General features: G+C 40.7%; 17 protein-coding genes. 8 read left to right on the top strand and 9 right to left on the bottom strand.

The annotated features are described in order from the left end of the window. Positions 1-51: 51 nt before the first annotated feature. The 8 genes from F606_RS0111365 to ispE all read right to left on the bottom strand — a co-directional run bounded on the left by F606_RS0111365 (position 52) and on the right by ispE (position 8,245). Entirely contained in the window at positions 52-1,281 is a 1,230-nt protein-coding gene (locus F606_RS0111365) for a radical SAM family protein (RefSeq protein WP_019554013.1), read from the bottom strand. Next, positions 1,278-1,928 carry an aminoacyl-tRNA hydrolase gene (gene pth / locus F606_RS0111360; protein WP_019554012.1) on the bottom strand — a complete coding sequence of 217 codons (651 nt, stop codon included), beginning with the start codon at positions 1,926-1,928 and terminating at the stop codon, positions 1,278-1,280. The genes F606_RS0111365 and pth overlap by 4 nt, the downstream gene beginning before the upstream one ends. Before the next feature lie 26 nt (positions 1,929-1,954). Beyond that, a complete protein-coding gene (locus F606_RS0111355) occupies positions 1,955-2,668 on the bottom strand; it encodes a protease inhibitor I42 family protein (protein ID WP_211210068.1) in 714 nt (237 codons plus the stop codon). 178 nt (positions 2,669-2,846) lie between these two features. Further along, entirely contained in the window at positions 2,847-3,677 is an 831-nt protein-coding gene (locus F606_RS0111350; RefSeq protein ID WP_019554010.1) for an undecaprenyl-diphosphate phosphatase, read from the bottom strand. Between the two features lie 197 nt (positions 3,678-3,874). Continuing rightward, on the bottom strand, positions 3,875-4,825 hold the full coding sequence (locus F606_RS0111340) for a ribose-phosphate diphosphokinase (protein WP_019554008.1): 951 nt from the start codon (positions 4,823-4,825) through the stop codon (positions 3,875-3,877). A 98-nt stretch (positions 4,826-4,923) separates the two neighbouring features. Next, the gene (glmU, locus tag F606_RS0111335; protein WP_019554007.1) at positions 4,924-6,288 is read right to left on the bottom strand and encodes a bifunctional UDP-N-acetylglucosamine diphosphorylase/glucosamine-1-phosphate N-acetyltransferase GlmU; all 1,365 of its coding nucleotides are present in this window, start codon (positions 6,286-6,288) and stop codon (positions 4,924-4,926) included. Positions 6,289-6,663: 375 nt separating this feature from the next. After that, complete coding sequence (locus tag F606_RS0111330) at positions 6,664-7,356, bottom strand: GntR family transcriptional regulator (protein WP_026329360.1); 693 nt, start codon at positions 7,354-7,356, stop codon at positions 6,664-6,666. Between the two features lie 10 nt (positions 7,357-7,366). Then, positions 7,367-8,245: a 4-(cytidine 5'-diphospho)-2-C-methyl-D-erythritol kinase gene (ispE, locus tag F606_RS0111325; RefSeq protein ID WP_051083345.1), complete on the bottom strand. Its 879-nt coding sequence runs from the start codon at positions 8,243-8,245 to the stop codon at positions 7,367-7,369. A gap of 204 nt (positions 8,246-8,449) precedes the next feature. Here ispE and F606_RS0111320 point away from each other — a divergent pair, with 204 nt between their 5' ends. The 7 genes from F606_RS0111320 (at position 8,450) to cydC (ending at position 17,199) form a co-directional block, all read left to right on the top strand. Beyond that, positions 8,450-8,719 carry a metal-sensing transcriptional repressor gene (locus tag F606_RS0111320; RefSeq protein ID WP_211210067.1) on the top strand — a complete coding sequence of 90 codons (270 nt, stop codon included), beginning with the start codon at positions 8,450-8,452 and terminating at the stop codon, positions 8,717-8,719. 17 nt (positions 8,720-8,736) lie between these two features. Further along, positions 8,737-10,953, top strand: a complete 2,217-nt coding sequence (locus F606_RS21035; protein WP_019554003.1) for a heavy metal translocating P-type ATPase — start codon at positions 8,737-8,739, stop codon at positions 10,951-10,953. A gap of 45 nt (positions 10,954-10,998) precedes the next feature. Further along, positions 10,999-11,205, top strand: a complete 207-nt coding sequence (locus F606_RS0111310) for a heavy-metal-associated domain-containing protein (protein ID WP_019554002.1) — start codon at positions 10,999-11,001, stop codon at positions 11,203-11,205. Positions 11,206-11,381: 176 nt separating this feature from the next. After that, positions 11,382-12,737 carry a cytochrome ubiquinol oxidase subunit I gene (locus F606_RS0111305; RefSeq protein ID WP_019554001.1) on the top strand — a complete coding sequence of 452 codons (1,356 nt, stop codon included), beginning with the start codon at positions 11,382-11,384 and terminating at the stop codon, positions 12,735-12,737. After that, positions 12,737-13,744, top strand: coding sequence for a cytochrome d ubiquinol oxidase subunit II (cydB, locus tag F606_RS0111300; protein WP_019554000.1), 1,008 nt, complete (start codon positions 12,737-12,739; stop codon positions 13,742-13,744). The genes F606_RS0111305 and cydB overlap by 1 nt, the downstream gene beginning before the upstream one ends. Before the next feature lie 3 nt (positions 13,745-13,747). Beyond that, positions 13,748-15,478 (top strand): thiol reductant ABC exporter subunit CydD, encoded by a 1,731-nt coding sequence (cydD, locus tag F606_RS0111295; RefSeq protein ID WP_019553999.1) that lies wholly within the window; start codon positions 13,748-13,750, stop codon positions 15,476-15,478. Next, positions 15,475-17,199 carry a thiol reductant ABC exporter subunit CydC gene (cydC, locus tag F606_RS21030; RefSeq protein ID WP_019553998.1) on the top strand — a complete coding sequence of 575 codons (1,725 nt, stop codon included), beginning with the start codon at positions 15,475-15,477 and terminating at the stop codon, positions 17,197-17,199. The genes cydD and cydC overlap by 4 nt, the downstream gene beginning before the upstream one ends. A gap of 44 nt (positions 17,200-17,243) precedes the next feature. Here the strand turns inward: cydC and F606_RS0111285 are convergent, their stop codons facing one another. Next, entirely contained in the window at positions 17,244-18,605 is a 1,362-nt protein-coding gene (locus tag F606_RS0111285; RefSeq protein WP_026329359.1) for an NAD(P)-dependent oxidoreductase, read from the bottom strand. Between the two features lie 490 nt (positions 18,606-19,095). On the opposite strand from F606_RS0111285, the gene F606_RS0111280 reads away from it, so the two are divergent. Continuing rightward, positions 19,096-19,803, top strand: a complete 708-nt coding sequence (locus F606_RS0111280; RefSeq protein WP_019553996.1) for a hypothetical protein — start codon at positions 19,096-19,098, stop codon at positions 19,801-19,803. Positions 19,804-19,871 lie beyond the last annotated feature (68 nt).

The raw sequence follows: 19,871 nt of genomic DNA, 5'->3' as shown, positions 1-19,871 counted from the left end.
AGTCAAAAAGTCAAATATATTTATATTGTTTCTAATATCACCACAATGTTTTTATTTATCAATATAATGACTGAAACTACCAATAACAATTTTCGGAAAGGCCTGATGGAGTTCATTTAAAAATGATTTTGTTCCTACCATTTGTCCCTTTAATGGCGGCATAACAGCCAAAAAATCATCCGGATCTATATTGAGATTTCTGACCTGAATCATATCAACCTGTGTTTTTTCAAGAAATGTTTTCCAGCCAATGACTTCTTCTTCTCGATCATTAAACCCCGGTGAAAACAACATATTAAGTGATACATATACACCATGATCCTTAGCATAACGAATCGATGCAATCACATTTTCTAGTTCATAGCTTGAGCGATAATACGCTTGATAACTCTCCGCACAGCCACTGATAATACTGACGCGCATTGTATCAAGACCCGCATCAACGATTTGTTTTATGCCTTGCGTGTAACCGGCATTCGTATTGATATTAATTTGTCCGCGCTGTGTCTTACCCCGAATGATTTTTATTCCTGCTGCAATAGAGTCCGCAGCGAGAGATGGCTCGCCTTCACACCCCTGTCCAAAACTAATAATTGCCTCCGGAGCATTATCCAAATGATAAATACCAACCTCAGCAATTTCCTGTGGTGTTGGTTTAAAGGTAATCCGACTTTGTGGTGAAGGGCAGCACTCCGCCGGCTGTAAAGAAATACAGCCAAAACAATTGGCATTACAAGTCGGCGACGTGGGAATTCCCGCTTCCCAGCGCCGATAAAACAAATTTTGCGCCGTACAACAATGCCACTTCAAGGAACAATTGCCCACTTGTTCGACAATACGATTGCCCTTGAGATCTTTTTTCGTTCGGCTGACTAACTTTTTCAATTCATTTGTATTATAGTGTGCCGGGTCCCATTTTGAATTTTCATCCGTATAAATCGCGGCTACATAAAGTTCTTCTTTATAAAGGACCACCGCTGTATACCCATAAAGAGCCAAATGCTCTGCTGTTTCCGCTTTTTGGTAAGCCGGCATATGGGTTCTTGTATAGCCTGCTGGTAAAATAGCGGCTACCGCCAGACCAGTAATCGGCATAACCTGACCGTCTTGCTTTCCTACGGCCAAACGATCGGGCAAAAACATTAAGTCTGCACTTTCCGGAAGTAAAATCAGGTCCTCCTCACGTAGTAGTACATTTTCAGCCCCGATACGCCCCATGCCTAAATAGCCAGGTGCATCAAAAATTTCACCATTTTCACCAGCATACAATGCTGTAATCATAGTTTTTCACCAGTACCTTCCGGTGTTTCGGGTCCAGTCTGAACCGTCGTCGTTTCTTGTTTCGGCAATTTTTGCTTTTTAACTTTTTTGGGATTGAATTTATTCATCGCCTTATCGACATCTTCTTGGACAATACATTCAATGGCTGGCAATAATGACTGGATGACTTCCTTGATTTTAACACAATCATCGTCGACAAATTTCGCTAAAACATGGTTGACTACAGTCCATCCCGGCAAGGGCCGACCAACGCCAATCCGTATCCGGGCAAAATTTTCATCGCCAATATTTACTAAAATCGACTCAATACCACGATGTCCGCCCGAACTGCCTTTACGACGAATACGCATCGTGCCGATTTCGATATCCATATCATCATGTGCTACAACCAAGTCTTCAACACCCAGTTTATACCAGTTCAAAAGGGGCTGTACAGCATTCCCACTGAGATTCATAAAGGTCTGTGGTTTTACCAACAGGATTTTCTCACTGCCAATATGTCCTTCCGCAATTTTTGCGGAAAATTTATCTTTCCAAATTGTTATATTCAAATGCTCTGCTAACGCGTCGATCAACATGAAACCTACATTGTGACGTGTTTGATTATATTCATTGCCCGGATTGCCGAGACCCACTATTACTTTCACTAAAAAATCCTCCAACTATGTGATGATTAAATGATATGAATCGTCACTTTAAAATTATCAGCCGCTTCGGCCTGTGTTTTCCACATCGGAAAATTAGATAAATCAATTGTTATATCACCACTGTTCTGTGCCAAAAGCGTAAACACCCGCAGCCCCGGTTTACCAACCATAGCTGGTGAATTATCCGGCACAAGCATCTGCTGATCTAATAATTGCAAATGATTTTGATCGAATTCATTCCACTGCCAAACATAACCCGTACTCGGATTTTCGTTCAACCGCAATTGGATTTTAGTTCCTGAACGAACATTCAGTGTTTGTCCATTGTTATCACCAGTCAATATAAGTTCCCCGCTTTTTACAGTCTTTTCTTCTGAAGTAAATAAAATTTGGGCCTGATGATTTTTGAATTCACTGCCAAAACAGCGAATCCCCGTCGTTGCATCATTCACTGCAAATAAAACATCATTCACCGCATCACCGGTTAAATCGCAAACAAAAACCCGACCAGTTTCTCCGTTTACACCAGACAAAGCCGTTTTATAAACCGAATTTGGATTTGCCCCATCTTGAACAAGCACATTTATATTTGAAAATCCGCCGCCATTGCCTTGTGCTTTTCCATATAATAGAATCTGATCGGTCACAGCATCACCCGTAACATCCGCTGCTGCCTGGTCGATTAGGGTTTCATCCCCAGCCAGCAAATCACTGCCAGCCGCACTGACCAAAGAGTTCATATTCAGTAAAAAAACTATCTGCAAAAATACGATCACGAATAATTTTTGCCCTAGCAAAACGCATTCCTTCTTTCTTGGTGCTTTTACTCTATATTGTACCACAAAAACATTAATAGATAAAAAAGGGAAAGTGAAAAGTCCGCTGCAACTTTTCACTTTCCCTCTATCTGAACATTTTTTATTTTACAAAATAGAAATATACCACCACGCACAGACCTAAGATGATGCGATACCAGCCAAAAATTTTGAAGTCATTATTTTTGATATAACGCATCAAGAATTTAATTGACAAAATCGACACAAAAAATGCTACGATCATACCAATTACCAAAATCAAGACTTCCGAAGCCGTATAATTCCAGCCAAATTTAACAAGTTTCAAAAAGCTGGCACCAAACATAATCGGAATTGCGAGAAAGAAAGTAAATTCCGCCGCAACATACCGCGAAGTACCAAAAATAATGGCACCTAGTATAGTAGCACCAGAACGCGAAGTCCCCGGAACAAGTGACAATACTTGAAACATACCGATAATAACGGCTGTTTTGTAATCCAGCGCCACAAGATCGTTGATCTGTGGTCGTCTGTTTTGATTATAATTTTCAACTACAATAAATAAAATACCGTATAAAATCAAAGTAAAGGCAACAACCTGTGCATTCATAAAATGTTCTTCCATATATTTATTAAATGCAAGCCCAATCACAGCCGCTGGGATACAAGCAAAAATAACTTTATACCATAAAGAAAAAGTCTGGCTCTTTTCAAGCCGAGACTTACGCGAAGAAAATGGATTGAGTTTTTCAAAATTGAGCACTACAACCGCTAAAATGGCTCCCAACTGAATCACAACAAGAAACATATCCATGAATTTAGTTTCTACATTGAGTTTCATAAACTCATTGACCAGAATCATATGTCCCGTACTGCTGATCGGCAGCCATTCGGTAAGACCTTCGACAATCCCCAGAATGACTGTCTTTATAAGTTCAATTATACTTAAGTCCACAAAAAATCCTCCTGCTAAATTTCTTTCACCACATTACAATAAACAACGTTTTTTATTATATCATAGTCAATTTACATTTTCATGTAAATTTCCTGAAAAGCAAATGTTTTTAAATAAAACAATAAAAAGGACGCATCTTTCGTCTGAGAAACTTTCTCGGACAAAGGATGCGTCCCCCTAGACAATATCTCTATGCATTATTTGTCGAATAATTGGCTCACCGACTGACGAGTAAAAATGCGGACAATAGCATCTCCTAAAGCATCAGCAATGGATAAAGTAACAATTTTTTTCGATTCTTTATCTTTCGGTAATGGAATACTATTGGTAATAATCAACTGTTCAATCGTAGAATCTTCGATCCTTTGAACAGCCGGATCACTTAAAATGGCATGTGTGCAGCAGGCATATACGGATTTCACTCCCATATTAGAAAGTGCTTTTGCTGCTTCGCATAAAGAACCAGCCGTATCGACAATATCATCGATCATAACTGCCGTTTTACCTTTTACATCACCAATGAGGTTCATTACTTCCGCACAGCCCGGTTTTGGGCGACGTTTTTCAATGATAGCAATTGGTGCCTGTAAGCGGTCAGCTAGCTTTCTAGCACGGGTTACACCGCCTAAATCTGGAGAAACAACAACGACATCCTGTAATTCTTTTTTGCTGAGGTAATCGGCAAGAACCGGTACCGCTGCAAGATGATCAACCGGAATATCAAAAAAGCCTTGAATTTGTCCTGCATGTAAATCTACTGTAATAACTCGATTTACACCGGCAGTTGCCATTAAATTTGCCACAAGCTTCGCGGAAATAGGTTCACGTCCACGTGTTTTACGATCCTGGCGAGCATATGCATAATAAGGCACTACCGCTGTAATATTATTTGCGGAAGCACGTTTGCATGCATCTACCATGATTAAAAGTTCCATTAAGCTGTCATTGACTGGCTGGCATGTAGGCTGAATGATGAATACATCCTTACCGCGTACACTTTCGTCAATCATCACCTGTGTTTCACCATTATTAAAATGGCCAACATAAGCATTGCATAATTCCACGCCGATATGCGCTGCAACATCCTTGGCAAGTTTCGGATTGGCATTACCTGTAAGAATGCATAAATTCTCAGTGTCTAGCGTCATTTTGTTTAAATCCTCCAAATCATACTCTTTAATTATAATTTATTCAAACCATAAAATATATAAATACAACAGTCTGCTAAGCAGACCGATTTGCATCCTTAACTGCGCTTATCGCTCCAGCCTTCAATATTGCGCTGACGCTGTCTGGCAATTGCCAAAGCCGCCGGTGGAACATCTTTTGTAATGGTGGACCCTGCACCAACATAAGCGCCATCGCCTACTGATACAGGAGCGACAAGATTGGAATTACAACCGACAAAAGCATCATTGCCAACTACCGTACGGAACTTTTTCTTACCATCATAATTAACGGTGATTGTCCCGCAGCCCATATTGACACCTGACCCAATATCCGCATCGCCGATATAACTCAAATGTGGCAGCTTACTGCCTTCACCGACGGTAGAATTTTTAACTTCGACAAAATTGCCGATTTTTACTTTTTTCATGATTTTTGTTTGCGGACGAAGATGGACATACGGTCCTACGATAACTTCATCTTCAAGTTCACAATCGTGACCATACGAAAAATGAGCGGTTACAAAACTGCCGATTTTGGTATTTGTAAAACGGCTGTTTGGACCAATTTCACAATGCTCGCCAACCACAGTCTCTCCTTCAAGCCAGGTAAATGGATAAATAATTGTATCTTTTCCGATCTGCACATTCTTATCAATAAACGTACTGTCGGGATCCAAAATTGTAACACCTTGATTCATAAGCTCAATGTTTTTGCGCTGACGAATTATTTTTTCAGCGCCTGCGAGCTGCACCCTTGAATTAATCCCCAGCGTCTCCTCATAATTATCGGCTGTCACAGCCCACACTTTTTCGCCAGATTTATTTAAAATTTCTAAAACATCGGTTAGATAATATTCACCTTGCGCATTATCACAATTTAAATTTTCTAACGCCTTAAATAAAACTTTGCATTCGAAACAATAAATTCCGGAGTTAACTTCTCTAACAAGAAGTTCCTGCGGTGCTGCATCTTTTTGTTCAACAATTTTTTCTACAGCACCAGCTTTTGTACGAATGATGCGACCATAACCATTTGCATCTGGCATAATTGCTGTAAGAACCGTGGCTTTCGCACCCGCTTTTTTGTGTTCGTCATATAATTTTTTCAGCAAGTTTCCTGTCAATAGCGGTGTATCTCCACATAACACCATTACTGTACCATCGATGTTTTTGAGCAAATCTGCTGCTTGTGCAACAGCATGTCCAGTCCCTAGCTGCTCAGTCTGCACAACAAATTCTGCTTGTGTCCCAATTGCTGTTTTTACTGTTTCACCACCAAACCCAACAACCACGACATTTCTTTTTGAACCAGCATCATTTGCCGCATCTAATACTTGCTGTAACATCGCCTTGCCGCCAACTTGGTGCAAGACTTTTGGTAAAGTCGACTGCATCCGGGTCCCTTTACCGGCAGCCAAAACAACCGTCAACAATTCTGTCATATATTTTTATTCCTCCACTTCTTATGTCCAATCAAAAAATACATGGTCCAAAACACGAAAGACTCTATGTTAGCTTAAATCTCCCAACCACTAGAGCCCCATTTTTGAACGATTCAATAACCATACATATTTTATCTCGTTCGTGTACTATGTATACTTGTGTTCTGTTCGTTTTATGTAAGATAAAAACAAACGCTGCGTGCTGCTCCTTAAATAAAGATCGTTTGCTTTTATTGCAAATTAAGTCACTTTACTATTGTAAAAATTATTTTGCCATTTGGCAAGCCCCATTTAAGAATTTATGCCCTGATTTCTCTACGTGTTTATCAAATAAGCATAAAAAAGCATAGGCACGCGTACCTATGCTCCCTAAACCTATTTTTTATTCTTTGTTTTCATCGCTTCCATACTAATCAGGAGCGTATGTTCTGATTTTTCCATATGATCTTCAGCTGCATTTTGTGCTTCAAGAACGTCCCCCTGCGCAATCGCTTCAACCAATCGGCGGTGTTCTTCCAATGTTTCTTTTAACCGTCCCGGATAGGCCATTGATGTAGCTCGAAAACGGGTCAATTGTTCACGCAGATTAAATATTATGCCAACCAGACGCATGTTCCGGCTTGCCTGATATAAAACATCATGAAACTCTGTATCCGTCTCAACAATCTTTTCCATATCATTTTGTTCAATATATTCACCAATTAAGACGAGCAGTCGCTGTAACTGTTCAAGTTCTTCTTCTGTAATTCGTTCAGCTGCAAGACCACTGGCAAGAGAATCCAAAGATGTTCTGATTTCAAAAACTTCATTGACATCGCGAATTGAAAGATTTGCTACATATGTACCGCGACGGGGCATCATGATTACATAACCTTCCAGTTCTAATTTGCGGATTGCTTCACGAACCGGAGTACGGCTAACACCTAATTCTTCAGCCAGCTGAATTTCCATTAAACGCTCTCCAGGCTTCAGCACCCCTTTTCGAATCGCCTCACGCAGCGTTTCACAAACGACTTCGCGTAATGGCTGATAACTATCTAATCTAATTGGTGCTAATCTTTTCTCCATCGTTAATCCCTCAATTTCCACAAACTGTTTTGGTAACAAATATTCTTGCATTCGTGAGTTTTCTCAATTGTTCCGCAATATGCTCTGCTGTTTTGGCGTCTTCAGTGAGTCCAAATACCGTCGGACCACTGCCAGACATAAGGCTCGCCATCGCGCCATGCTTCAGCATCAGCTTTTTAAGCATATCTATCTCTTTATACCTATTAATAGTAACACTTTCGAGCACATTACACAATAATTTGCCAATTCCGACAAGATTTTTTTCAGCAAGGCAAGACAGGATTTCATCTGTCTTTGGATGCTCTTTAACTTGTTCCTTTTGATAATTTTGATAGGCCCAGGCCGTTGAAACTTTAACCGGTGGTTTTGCCAAAATCACATAGCATTGCGGCATAACGGGCAGGCGGGTGAGTTTTTCACCACGTCCCTCTGCCAGCATTGTTCCACCACAAAGGCAAAAAGGAATATCGGAACCAATTTTTTCACCCACAGAACAAAGTTCCTCACGTGAAAGTTCAAGACAAAACATTTCATTCATTGCCAAAATCACGGCAGCAGCATTACTGCTGCCGCCAGCTAACCCTGCCGCAATTGGTATCCGCTTCGTAAGATTCATATGGATACCCTGCTCAATATGATACGTATCCATCATTAATTTGGCAGCTCGATAGGCTAAATTACGTTCGCCGCAAGGCAGCCCAGGCACATTGGTCACCAAAGTAATCCCGCTGCCTTTTGGTTCTTCGCTAAACTTAATTCGATCACATAAACCGATCGATTGCATCACCATCGAAACATCATGATAACCATCTGGACGCTTGCTTAAAATATCAAGTGTTAAATTGATTTTTGCATAAGCATCTACCTTTAATGTCTTTAGCACATTCATCACCCATTAATATTTATATCTATTTAAAATTATATTATATAGATATAAATATTAGCAATTTTTTTGCCATGCCGCAAGCAATTTAACGAAAGCACAGACAAAAAACCATAAAATTTTATATTATTTTTGTAATACTTGACAAAAATAATATAAAATGTGATAATCAATATCAAATAGAGCACCCCATCCCTGGGGGGGAGGTATATGATGAGTGAAGAACGAACGACTGCACTACAATATTTAAAAACCGTTCGCGGTCAAGTCGACGGTATCATAAAAATGATCCAAGATGACCGCTATTGTATCGATGTAGCAAATCAGGTATTAGCTGCCCAGTCTTTATTAAGAAAGGCTGAACTAGCCATTTTGCAAGGTCATCTGCGGCATTGTGTAAAAGAAGCCTGTATGGCAAATAATCCGGATGAAAAAATTGAAGAACTGAATCGCATTCTGGAAAAATTACTTGCAAAATAAAGAAAGAAGGAGTCTGTATGAAAATTAAAGCCTTTAAAGTGGAAGGTATGACTTGTTCAGCTTGTGCCAACCGCGTAGAACGCGTTACAAAAAAACTTGATGGCGTACAATCGTCCGTCGTAAATTTTGCGGCTGAAACATTAACGATCACACTCGATGAAAATCTTGTCCAGACAAATTCTATCAAAACCATTGTTGCGGCAGCTGGCTATAAACTGATTAATCTTGAAGATGCACAGGGGAAAACCATAGATAAAGTAAAACCGATTCGACAGCGGCTGCTTTTTTCTATTATATTTGTCATACCGCTTTTATTCGTTTCAATGGGCCATATGCTGGGTCTCCCCTTGCCCGAAAGCATTAATCCCATGATTTCTCCCGTACCGTTTGCTTTTTTGCAGCTGCTTCTAACTCTACCGATCATGGCCCTCGGCTATAAATATTATACAATTGGTCTAAAAAACATGGTTTCACTGAATCCCAATATGGACTCACTCATAGCTGTCAGCACATTGGCAGCAATCGGCTATGGCTGCTTTGGAATCTTAAAAATCCTGCAAGGTGAGGTCGAATATGTCATGCACCTCTACTTTGAATCGGCTGGTACTATTTTGACGCTGATTACGTTTGGCAAATATCTTGAAGCCGTATCGAAAGGTAAAACCTCGCTAGCAATGCAGTCCTTAATGAAGCTTGTTCCAAAAACGGCTGTTATTTTTCAAAGTACCAGCGAAAAAACCATTTCTATCGATGAAGTAAAAGTCGGGGATATCGTGATTGTACGATCCGGTGAGAAACTGCCTGTCGATGGTGAAATCATTGAAGGCAGCGCGGCTATCGATGAATCCATGTTGACTGGGGAAAGTATTCCTGCAGCAAAAAATATTGGAGACACCGTAATCGGTGCCAGCATCAACAAAACAGGCTTCATCAAATATCGTGCCACAAAAGTTGGGAAAGACACCGCTGTGGCACGTATCCTCAAACTTGTTGAAGACGCTCAAGGCTCAAAAGCGCCTATTGCTAAACTCGCGGATACTATTTCAGCTTATTTTGTTCCCATTGTTATGATTTTAGCACTAATCGCGGCAAGTGCCTGGCTGTTAGCTGGTGAATCTACAATTTTTGCCCTGACTATTTTTATTGCCGTTTTAGTGATTGCCTGTCCCTGTGCTTTAGGATTAGCAACCCCAACCGCTATTATGGTTGGTACGGGAAAGGGTGCCGAAAATGGAGTTTTGATAAAAAGCGGAGAAGCACTCGAAACAGCTCATGCCATTCAAACGATTGTTTTTGATAAAACCGGAACCATTACCAGCGGCACACCAACCGTCACAGACATTCAGCCAATCGGCATGACTGAAGATTTTCTTTTAACCTTTGCGGCTAGTGCTGAACAAGGGTCGGAACACCCTCTGGGCATGGCAATTGTCCAATATGCCAAAAGTCAGGACCTCACGCTCAAAAAACTATCTGCTTTTAAAACGATTCCCGGTTATGGAATTGAAGCAACAATTGATAAACACTATATACTCCTCGGCAATCAGCCCTGGCTGTATGAAAAAAAGATCACCATTCCCGAAGACGTAATAAAAACGGCTGAGACTTTAGCCGATAACGGAAAAACACCCATGTATATTGCGATCGACAATGAATTTAAAGGGCTCATTGCTGTTGCTGATGTCATAAAGCCAACGAGTAAAGCGGCGATTGAAAAACTGCATTCGATGCATATTAAAACGGCAATGATCACTGGCGATAACAAAAAAACCGCGGAAGCAATTGCCCGCCAAGTTGGCATTGACACCGTGTTTGCGGATGTCTTGCCTGCAGATAAAGCCAATACCGTCAAAAATTTACAGGCTCTTGGTCAAAAAGTCGCTATGGTCGGTGATGGCATCAATGATGCTCCAGCACTCGTCCAAGCAGATATAGGTATTGCGATCGGTTCCGGAACGGATGTTGCAATTGAAAGTGCCAATATCATTTTGATGCATAGTGACCTGATGGATGTTGCTACAGCCATCAAGCTCAGCCAAGCTACAATGAAAAACATCAAGGAAAATCTCTTTTGGGCTTTTGCTTATAACATACTCGGTATACCCGTAGCTATGGGTATACTCCATGTATTTGGCGGGCCTCTCTTAAACCCCATGATCGCTGCAGCCGCAATGAGTTTAAGCTCCGTATCCGTTTTAGCAAATGCTTTAAGGCTCCGTAATTTTCACGCATAATAAATCCATATTATAAATAAAATAATAAAAAAGGTGGTCTGTTCCATGAAAAAGATTTTAATCGAAGGCATGAGCTGTGCGCATTGTACCGCTCATGTAAAAGATGCATTGACAAAACTTGCTGGTGTAACCGAAGTAAAAGAAATAAATCTCTCTGGTAAATATGCTCTAATTGAAGGCAGTGCTGACGATGCCTCTATTAAAGCAGCGATTGAAGAAGAAGGCTATGACGTAGTCGGTATCCAAGGTTAATCCAAAATCTTAATTTAGCTATAGCACATTTTCTTTGAAATAATTCATAGAAAATGTGCTATTTTTTTACAGCCTTTTCAATAATCCATATTTATAGATAATTTTTATTGTATTTCCTAATAGAGTGCTCTATAATTATTATATGCAAGTCTAATATCTTCAAAGGAGTGAATTGTATGGATGTAGTAACCTTATCACGTTGGCAGTTTGCAATCACAACAATCTATCATTTTTTATTCATCCCATTAACGTTGGGACTCACGATTTTCATTGCACTTTTAGAAACTTGTTATGTGAAGACAGACAATCAACGCTGCCTCGAACTTACCCATTTCTGGGGTAAAATTTTTCTTGTAACCTTCGCTATGGGTGTTGTTACCGGGATTGTTCAAGAATTTCATTTCGGCATGAATTGGTCGGAATATTCGCGATTTATGGGTGATATTTTTGGTGCCCCACTAGCTCTCGAAGCACTCAGTGCATTTTTTCTTGAATCGATCTTTTTAGGAGTATGGATTTTTAGCTGGGATAAGCTGCCAAAAAAAATCCATTGTTTAACAATCTGGCTCGTTGCTTTTGCCAGTAGTTTATCTTCTTATTGGATCTTAGTAGCAAATTCATTTATGCAGCATCCTGTTGGTTTTATTATCAATAACGGACGCGCTGAAATGACAGATTTTCTAGCATTACTTACAAATTCGTATGTTTTTGGTCAACTTAGCCATACCATATCTTCTGGTATTGTAACCAGTGGAATACTCATTGTTTCTGTGAGTGCGTATCAATTGCTCAAACAAAAGCATCTTGAAACGTTTCGTATTTCTTTAAAAGCCGGCATCATCTATTCCTTGCTTGGTTTAGTCGCAGTTATGGGAACCGGTCATTTGCAAGCACAATATATTGGTAAAGCACAACCTATGAAGCTGGCATCTGTAGAAGCATTATGGGAAACGCAAGACCCTGCACCATTTACTGTCTATGCTGACGTCAACACAAAAACACAGACAAATTCATCGAATATCGAAATACCAAATGTACTTTCTTTCTTGGTCTATAATGAACCAAAAGGAGAAATAAAAGGGATCAAACCTCTGCAGGCCGCTGCTGAAAAGCAATATGGGCCCGGCAATTACATACCGGACATCACGGGTCTGTTCTGGAGTTTCAGAATCATGATTTTAGCAGGTCTCATCATGACTGGTTTAGTTCTAGTGGGCGGACTTTTAGCTTTTAAAAATAAAATTGAAGCCTACCCTGTATTACTAAAAGCATTAATCGTCATACTTCCACTGCCGTTTATCTCGAATTCAACCGGCTGGTATATCACAGAAGGCGGGCGACAGCCCTGGATGGTTGTCGGTTTACAAAAAGTAGCCAATGCCGTATCGCAGAATATCACTCCGACTGAAGTTTGGATTTCTTTGATTGGCTTCACTGTTGTATATTTTGCTTTGGCCATTGTCACAATTTATATCATTTTGAAGTTTATAAAAAAAGGTCCTGAAGTTCCTAAAGAAAGGAGTGCTGCATAATGGATCTCACTATTATTTGGTTTGTTTTAATCACTGTTTTATTCATCGGCTTTTTCTTTTTGGAAGGCTTTGACTACGGTGTTGGAATCCTATTACCATTTATCGCAAAAACAGATCAGGAACGCCGTATCATCATCAACACAATCGGTCCAGTCTGGGATGGTAACGAAGTTTGGATGATCACAGCTGGCGGTGCATTATTTGCCGCATTCCCTCATGTATATGCAACAATGTTCAGTACCTTTTATTTGGCATTATTTTTGATGCTGCTGGCGCTTATCATGCGTGGTGTATCATTTGAATTTCGCAGCAAACATGAAAACAAAAGCTGGCGCAGCTTTTGGGATTGGATGATATTTTTCGGCAGTGCTGTTCCCGCATTACTGTGGGGTGTTGCCGTAACCAATTTGATCCAAGGTTTGGCAATTAATGAAAAAATGATTTATACTGGCACTTTTTTTGATTTGTTAACACCTTATACAATCGTCGGCGGCTTGACTTTCGTATTGGTCTTCACCTTCCATGGAGCTGTATTTTTGATGCTTCGTGTTGAATCAGCCAAAACGATAGCTGCGCTTCGCCAAATGGCACAAAAAGTAGGAATACCAGCAGCTTTGGTATTTGTCCTTTGTATGATTTTAACTTATACAAATACAAGTCTATTTTCCAGCACGCTCGCTGCTATTTCACTATGTGCAGCAGCCATTGTTTTTCTTGCCAGTTACGGCTGCGTTTTTACTGAAAAATATGTACCGGCCTTTGTGTTAAGTTCTTTGGCCATTGTTTTTACAACGCTTGCTTTCTTTGCAGGTCTTTTTCCAAGACTCATGGTATCGAGCCTCAATCCGGATTGGAGCTTAACTATTTACAATGCGTCATCTTCACAGTATACTTTAGGTATCATGACAGTAGCCGCACTTGTACTTGTCCCTATCGTATTGATTTATCAAGGCTGGACGTATTGGATTTTCCGCAAGCGCGTTTCTGGGAAACATTTGGAGTATTAATTTATGCTTAATAAACATTTAATTAAAGAAATAAAACCCTATAAAAAGAAATTTGTTCTGCTCTTTATGCTTAGTATCACAAATGCTGTTTGCACAATCAGCATTGCGTATGCACTCATGAAGATCATCAACGGAGTTTTTCTCGCAGACATGAATTTGAAGGAAGCAGCACCGTTTTTTGCGATGCTGCTTTTCCTTATGTTTGCCAAAGCCTTCGTCCGTTGGCAAAATCAGCTGACTGCACACGACATATCCTTATCTATCCAGCAAAAGCTGCGAAATCGCCTGCTTAATCATATCGTAACAGCCGGTCCCGGAGAAATGTCACAGGAAAAAACCGGAGGTTTAGTTACATTATTCACGAATGGAATTGAAGGACTTGATGATTATTTCACAAAGTTTTTACCACAAGTCATTACAGTAGGCATAATCCCACCGCTCATTTTAGTAGCGGTTTTACCGATGGATTGGATTTCCGCTTTACTTTTTTGCCTGACAGCACCGCTTATTCCTTTATTTATGATGTTAATCGGTCGCTTGGCCGGCAATGCGAATGCCAAACAATGGAAAACACTTTCCACCTTAAGCATCCATTTTCTTGAATTGTTAGAAGGACTTACTACCCTAAAGATTTTTAATCAAAGTATAAATCAAATCAAAGAAGTCACTCGTTTGAGCAACGATTTTCGTGATGCTACCCTCAAAGTTCTCCGTTTGGCTTTTTTATCCTCTTTTGTTTTGGAATTAATCTCAACACTAAGCATTGCCCTGATCGCCATTGGCATTGGTCTGCGCTTATTGCAGGGGAATCTGGCATTTGAAACTGCTTTTTTAGTATTGCTGCTTGCACCAGAATTTTATCAACCTCTCAGGCAAAGCGGAGCTGCTTTCCATGCAGCGATGACAGCAACTACGGCGGCGGATCAGATCTATCGGATTTTAAAAAAGCCACTGAATATTCCCCACACAAACCTACAGCGAATCGAAAAAACTACCGTTCCTTTTTCGATTCAATTCGAAGATATCTCATTTCGTTATCAACAAGAACGCGAAATTGCCCTGCGCGGTCTCACCTTTTTGATTGAAGCCGGAAAACATATCGCCATTGTTGGCGGCAGCGGTGCGGGAAAATCAACTATTTTCCAGTTGCTGCTCCAATTGGTACAACCACAGAAGGGTGAAATCAAAATTAATGATCTTTCGCTTTGTTCCATTGATCCAGTATATTGGCGCAGCCGCATCGCTTATGTTCCACAAATGCCGCATATTTTTAGTGCATCGGTCTTCGATAACATCGTTCTTGGAAACACGGTAGCTGACGAAAATGATGTCATAGCGGCAGCTAAAGCGGCAGCTATCCATGAATTCATTCTAACTTTGCCAGAGACTTATCAAACCAAGCTTGGTGATGGCGGACAGCCACTCAGCGGCGGACAGATGCGCCGCATCGCAATTGCCCGGGCTTTTCTTCAAGATGCCCCGCTCATCTTACTTGATGAAATGACCACTGGACTTGATACAAAAACAGAAAAAATCATCGCCCAGTCCGTTGCAGATCTAACGTATAAAAAAACTGTACTTACAATTGCCCATCGCTTAGACTCTGTAAAAAATGCCGACAAAATCCTTGTCATCGAAAAGGGTCGACTTGTGGAAATCGGTACCCACGCCGAATTACTGCAAAAAGGTGGTCGCTATTTCACTATGACAGCTGCCGATCGGAGGAACCTATGAAAACATGTATAACATTGTTGAAGCTTTTTGCACCGGCATTACCGACTATGCTGCTTGCTTTATTGGCTGCCTGGCTCTGTATGCTTACTTCAATCGGACTCATGGCATCCGCGGCTTATCTAATTGCCCGAGCGGCCTTACATCCGATGATTTATGAATTATCGATTGCAATTGTCGCGGTACGCTTTTTTGGTATCTCACGAGCTGTGTTACGCTACGCTGAGCGCTATATTTCGCATGATGCCACATTTCGTATTTTAACAAACTTACGTATCTTTTGTTATGCGTGTTTAGAGAAAATTGCCCCCGCAAAACTTGTCGGTTATAAAAGTGGCGAACTTTTTGGCCTGCTCATTGAAGAAATCGACGTATTAAAAGACTTTTATCTACGAGTGCTGTCACCACCGCTTACCGCTGTATTAACTCTGGCAACAATCTCAGGTATACTTTTTTTCTATAGTCCGACAGCCGCGATCTGGCTCATTATGGCCTTTATTATGATAGGCCTGGGGCTCCCTTACCTTGCTTATCATTTCAATCGTTCAGGAAGCACTTATTTAAGAGAAGCAAAAGGTATTTATAAAAGTGAATGTATTGATATAATTCATGGCTTAAATGACATAAAAGTTTTCCATTATGATGAGAAAAAATTTGCCATCAGTCAAAGGATTGCAAACAAAATCACCACCCAAGAACGCAAAGTTTTTCGCACCACCGCTTTAGCCGATGCAGGTGCCGATCTCATCGCCAATTGGACTTTACTTGCTATCTTAGCCTGCTTAATTCCTTTAGTGCGCTCAAATCAAATCAGCGGCATTCATTTGGCTGTCTTCACCCTTGCCGTCCAGAGTTCTTTTGAAGCAGTCCTGCCCCTGCCTTCGGTATGGCACTATTGTTTGACCGGTTTGGATGCAGCAAAAAATCTATTTAAAATCAGCCAGCTTGATATTGCCTTACATCCCACGGCAAAGACCCATCCGAACTGTCAAGGCAATAAAGCACTGCTGATTGACAAACTTGATTTTTTCTATAAACCTGACGCCCCCGTTTTCAAAAATCTTTCATTTTCCATTGCCGCAGGTGAAAAAATCGCCATTGTTGGCGCCAGTGGCAGTGGCAAAAGTACTCTATTTAATCTACTTTTACGGCTGTGGGAGCAAAATTTTGGTATGCTCTATTTAAATAACGTTCCTTATGATGCCATGACTGGAGAAACTGTCCGTCAAGCATTTCGTGCTATCACACAAAATACATATATTTTCCAGGGAACCATTGCCGATAACTTCCGAATTTTATATCCTGACTGCACGGAAGCAGAAATTCTGACTGCACTGCAAAAAGCCCAGCTGCATGATTTTATTTTATCTTTACAAAATGGTATCCATACGGATATTGGTGAAGACGGTAATCAGCTTTCGGGCGGGCAGCGCCAACGTCTGGCAATAGCCCGCGCTCTTTGTCAGCCAGCACCGATTTTGCTGCTTGATGAACCAACAGCCAGCCTCGATTCCATTACAGCCCATCATATTATGGATACGATTATTCAAACGCTCGATAACCGTACCATGCTTTTGATTACACATGACCTGCGCGGTCTTGCCTCAATGGATCGAATACTGGTATTAAAAGATGGTCAGGTTATTGAACAGGGAAGTTATCATGAACTGCTCCGTAAAAAAGGTGAGTTCAGCACTATGCTAACTTACCAACAAGCTCTATAAAAAACGAAGCTGCGATCAATCGATCACAGCTTCGTTTTTTATGTTTAATCTTTCATGCGAAGACCGCATTCTTCCATTAATTTTTTCGCTTCAACATACTGTTCAATCCCCATCGCAACTTTCTTGGCATCTTTCATCGCGATAACGACCGTTGCCGCACCATGAGCCACATCGCCGCCGGAAAATACACCGCGGCGTGTTGTCATTCCATAAGGACGATCCTGGGTGACTACACAACCACCCGGGTCCACTTCGATGCCCTTCGTCGTTCCTATAATACGCCGAGCCGGCTTTTGACCGATTGCAATAATTACTTTGTTTGCCGGAATGATTTCCTTAACGCCAGTGCCTTCCGGTTTTTCACCAGGAACCTTAATCGCACGGATTTCACACTCAACCCCGGTAACACAAGTATCTCCCATAAGCTGACAAGGATTCCGCAACGGAATAAAGTTTACGCCTTCATCTTTAGCAACTTGTATTTCCGATGGCAGTGCTGCCATTTTCCCTTCTGCATCACGGCAAACTACCGTAACCGTAGCAGCATGCTGTCGTTTCGCAGTTCTAGCTGCGTCCATAGCCGTATTACCAGCCCCAATGATTACAACATGGTCACCTTCCTGCACAGGTATTTCATCTTTGTCAACACTGCCTTGATTTGCCAGTGACACCATTTGTAAAAGATAGGTCGCCTGCAAAACGCCTGTTAAATGCTGTCCCTCAATATTAAGTGTTTTAGCCATTGCATTGCCTGTCCCAATAAAAATTGCATCAAAACCTTCTTTAAATATATCATCTAAGGTCAGTGCTTCACCAATCATTATATTGGTTTTGAACTGAACTCCTAATTTTTCTATTTTATGAATTTCCCGTCGCACAACATCTTTGGGCAAACGAAAAGCTGGAATTCCATACATTAAAACCCCACCTGGTTCTGCCTGAGCATCAAATACCCGCACTCTAAAACCATCTTTGGCTAAATCTCCCGCCACAGTGAGTCCCGCCGGGCCGGACCCAATCACCGCAACACGCCCTTTTTCATCCCAAAGCTTTGGCAGTGGTGTTATTTCAAGTTCGCCATCCATATCGGCAATAAAACGTTCCAGCTTGCCGATTTTAATACCCTTGCCTTGTTCTGTCAATACGCAGGCACCTTCACATTGTCTTTCCCTTGGGCAAACACGTCCGCAAACAGCGGGGAGATTGCTGCGTCTTGCGATAACTGCACTAGCTTGTCCCAGGTTCCCCGTCGCTAATTCTCTAATAAACGCCGGGATTTCATTTTCGATTGGGCAGCCTTTGCGGCAAGCTGGTTTTACACAATTCAAACAGCGCTTTGCTTCACTGATTGCTTCTTTTAATGTAAAACCAGTTGGGTCATACTCAATTTCTCTCTCTGACATCATTTCCGCCTCTATTCTTTAAAATTCAACATTCTTTATATCCCTTTAAGTAACTTTGAAAAATAAATTTTAATTATGTAAGCGCTTCATTCAAATGTATTATAGCATTAATTTCCATGCATAACTAGTCATAACATGCATAATTACGTAAGTTATTTTATGAACTTATATTGTGATTTTTTGAACTTATTTAACCATACTTTTCCTTTATTTATAATACTTTATTGCATAATTTTCTAAATATTTTCATAGTTCATATTCGCTTCATCTTATTCATTCTATATGTATTTTTATTCACATACTCATTAAAAGAAACTAAAATTTCATACGAAAATAAACATGCAATGATTTTTACAGTCAGAACATACATGGTTTATTTACGCTAGAAATAATCGGTATGTGTACCGTAATTGAACATCCAATAAACTGCCATTTCGCCTTAAATATGATATAATTTAACCATAATACAAAAAATTTATAGGAGTGATTATAGATGAACAGTCATGATTTCCACAAGTTAGTCCATATGATCCTTGAAAGTCCCGCGCATCCACCAGAATCACTATTCGCACAAGGTTTTGACGACTGGCATGCCCGCGCTCGTATGGCTCATTTTTTAGCTATGCCAGAATATGAAAAAAAAGATTTGGCAATCGAGCTGTTCCGGTCGATAGTGGACATTGAAATTGACGAAGAAAATTCAGAAGATGTCGAAGAAAAAGTATTCGCCCTGCAAAAGCTCAGTGCCTGCCTGCGTGAAAATGAAACGACACTTGAGACTGCCTTGGATTATATCAATCTGGCGATTGAACTCGCTGAATCAACCGATTATCTTTATAAATATATCCTGCGCGGTGAGCTTTGGGCCGACCGGTGGCTAACGCTGCACTTACAGAAAAAAACGAACATTGCTGAGGCTGAAATCACGGAAAAAATCGAAATTTTTGAACCGCTGCCGATCCCACATAACAGCTATCTTTATTACGGCTATCGTTTCAAAGCACAGATTGCTGCAGAACGCGGCACAACGCTTATAGCGAAAGATTTTATGCACATGGCCTTATCCTTTATGGATATACCAAAATCGCACCAGGATGAGCTCCAGGAGGCTTTCTCGGCAACGCATGACAACGCTGCCTGGATTTTAAATGATATTGATCATGCAACGCCCGCTCCCGACAAACTACACTGGGATATTTAATAGCGCCACAGCAATGCTGCCATATATATGGCAGTAAACATTTTTATATGGCAATCGTCAACAAACGA

The organism is Propionispira raffinosivorans DSM 20765, assembly GCF_000381065.1.
In the GTDB taxonomy this organism is placed as follows: Bacteria; Bacillota; Negativicutes; order Selenomonadales; family Selenomonadaceae; genus Propionispira; species Propionispira raffinosivorans.
This window is presented reverse-complemented; position numbering and strand designations above follow the sequence as displayed.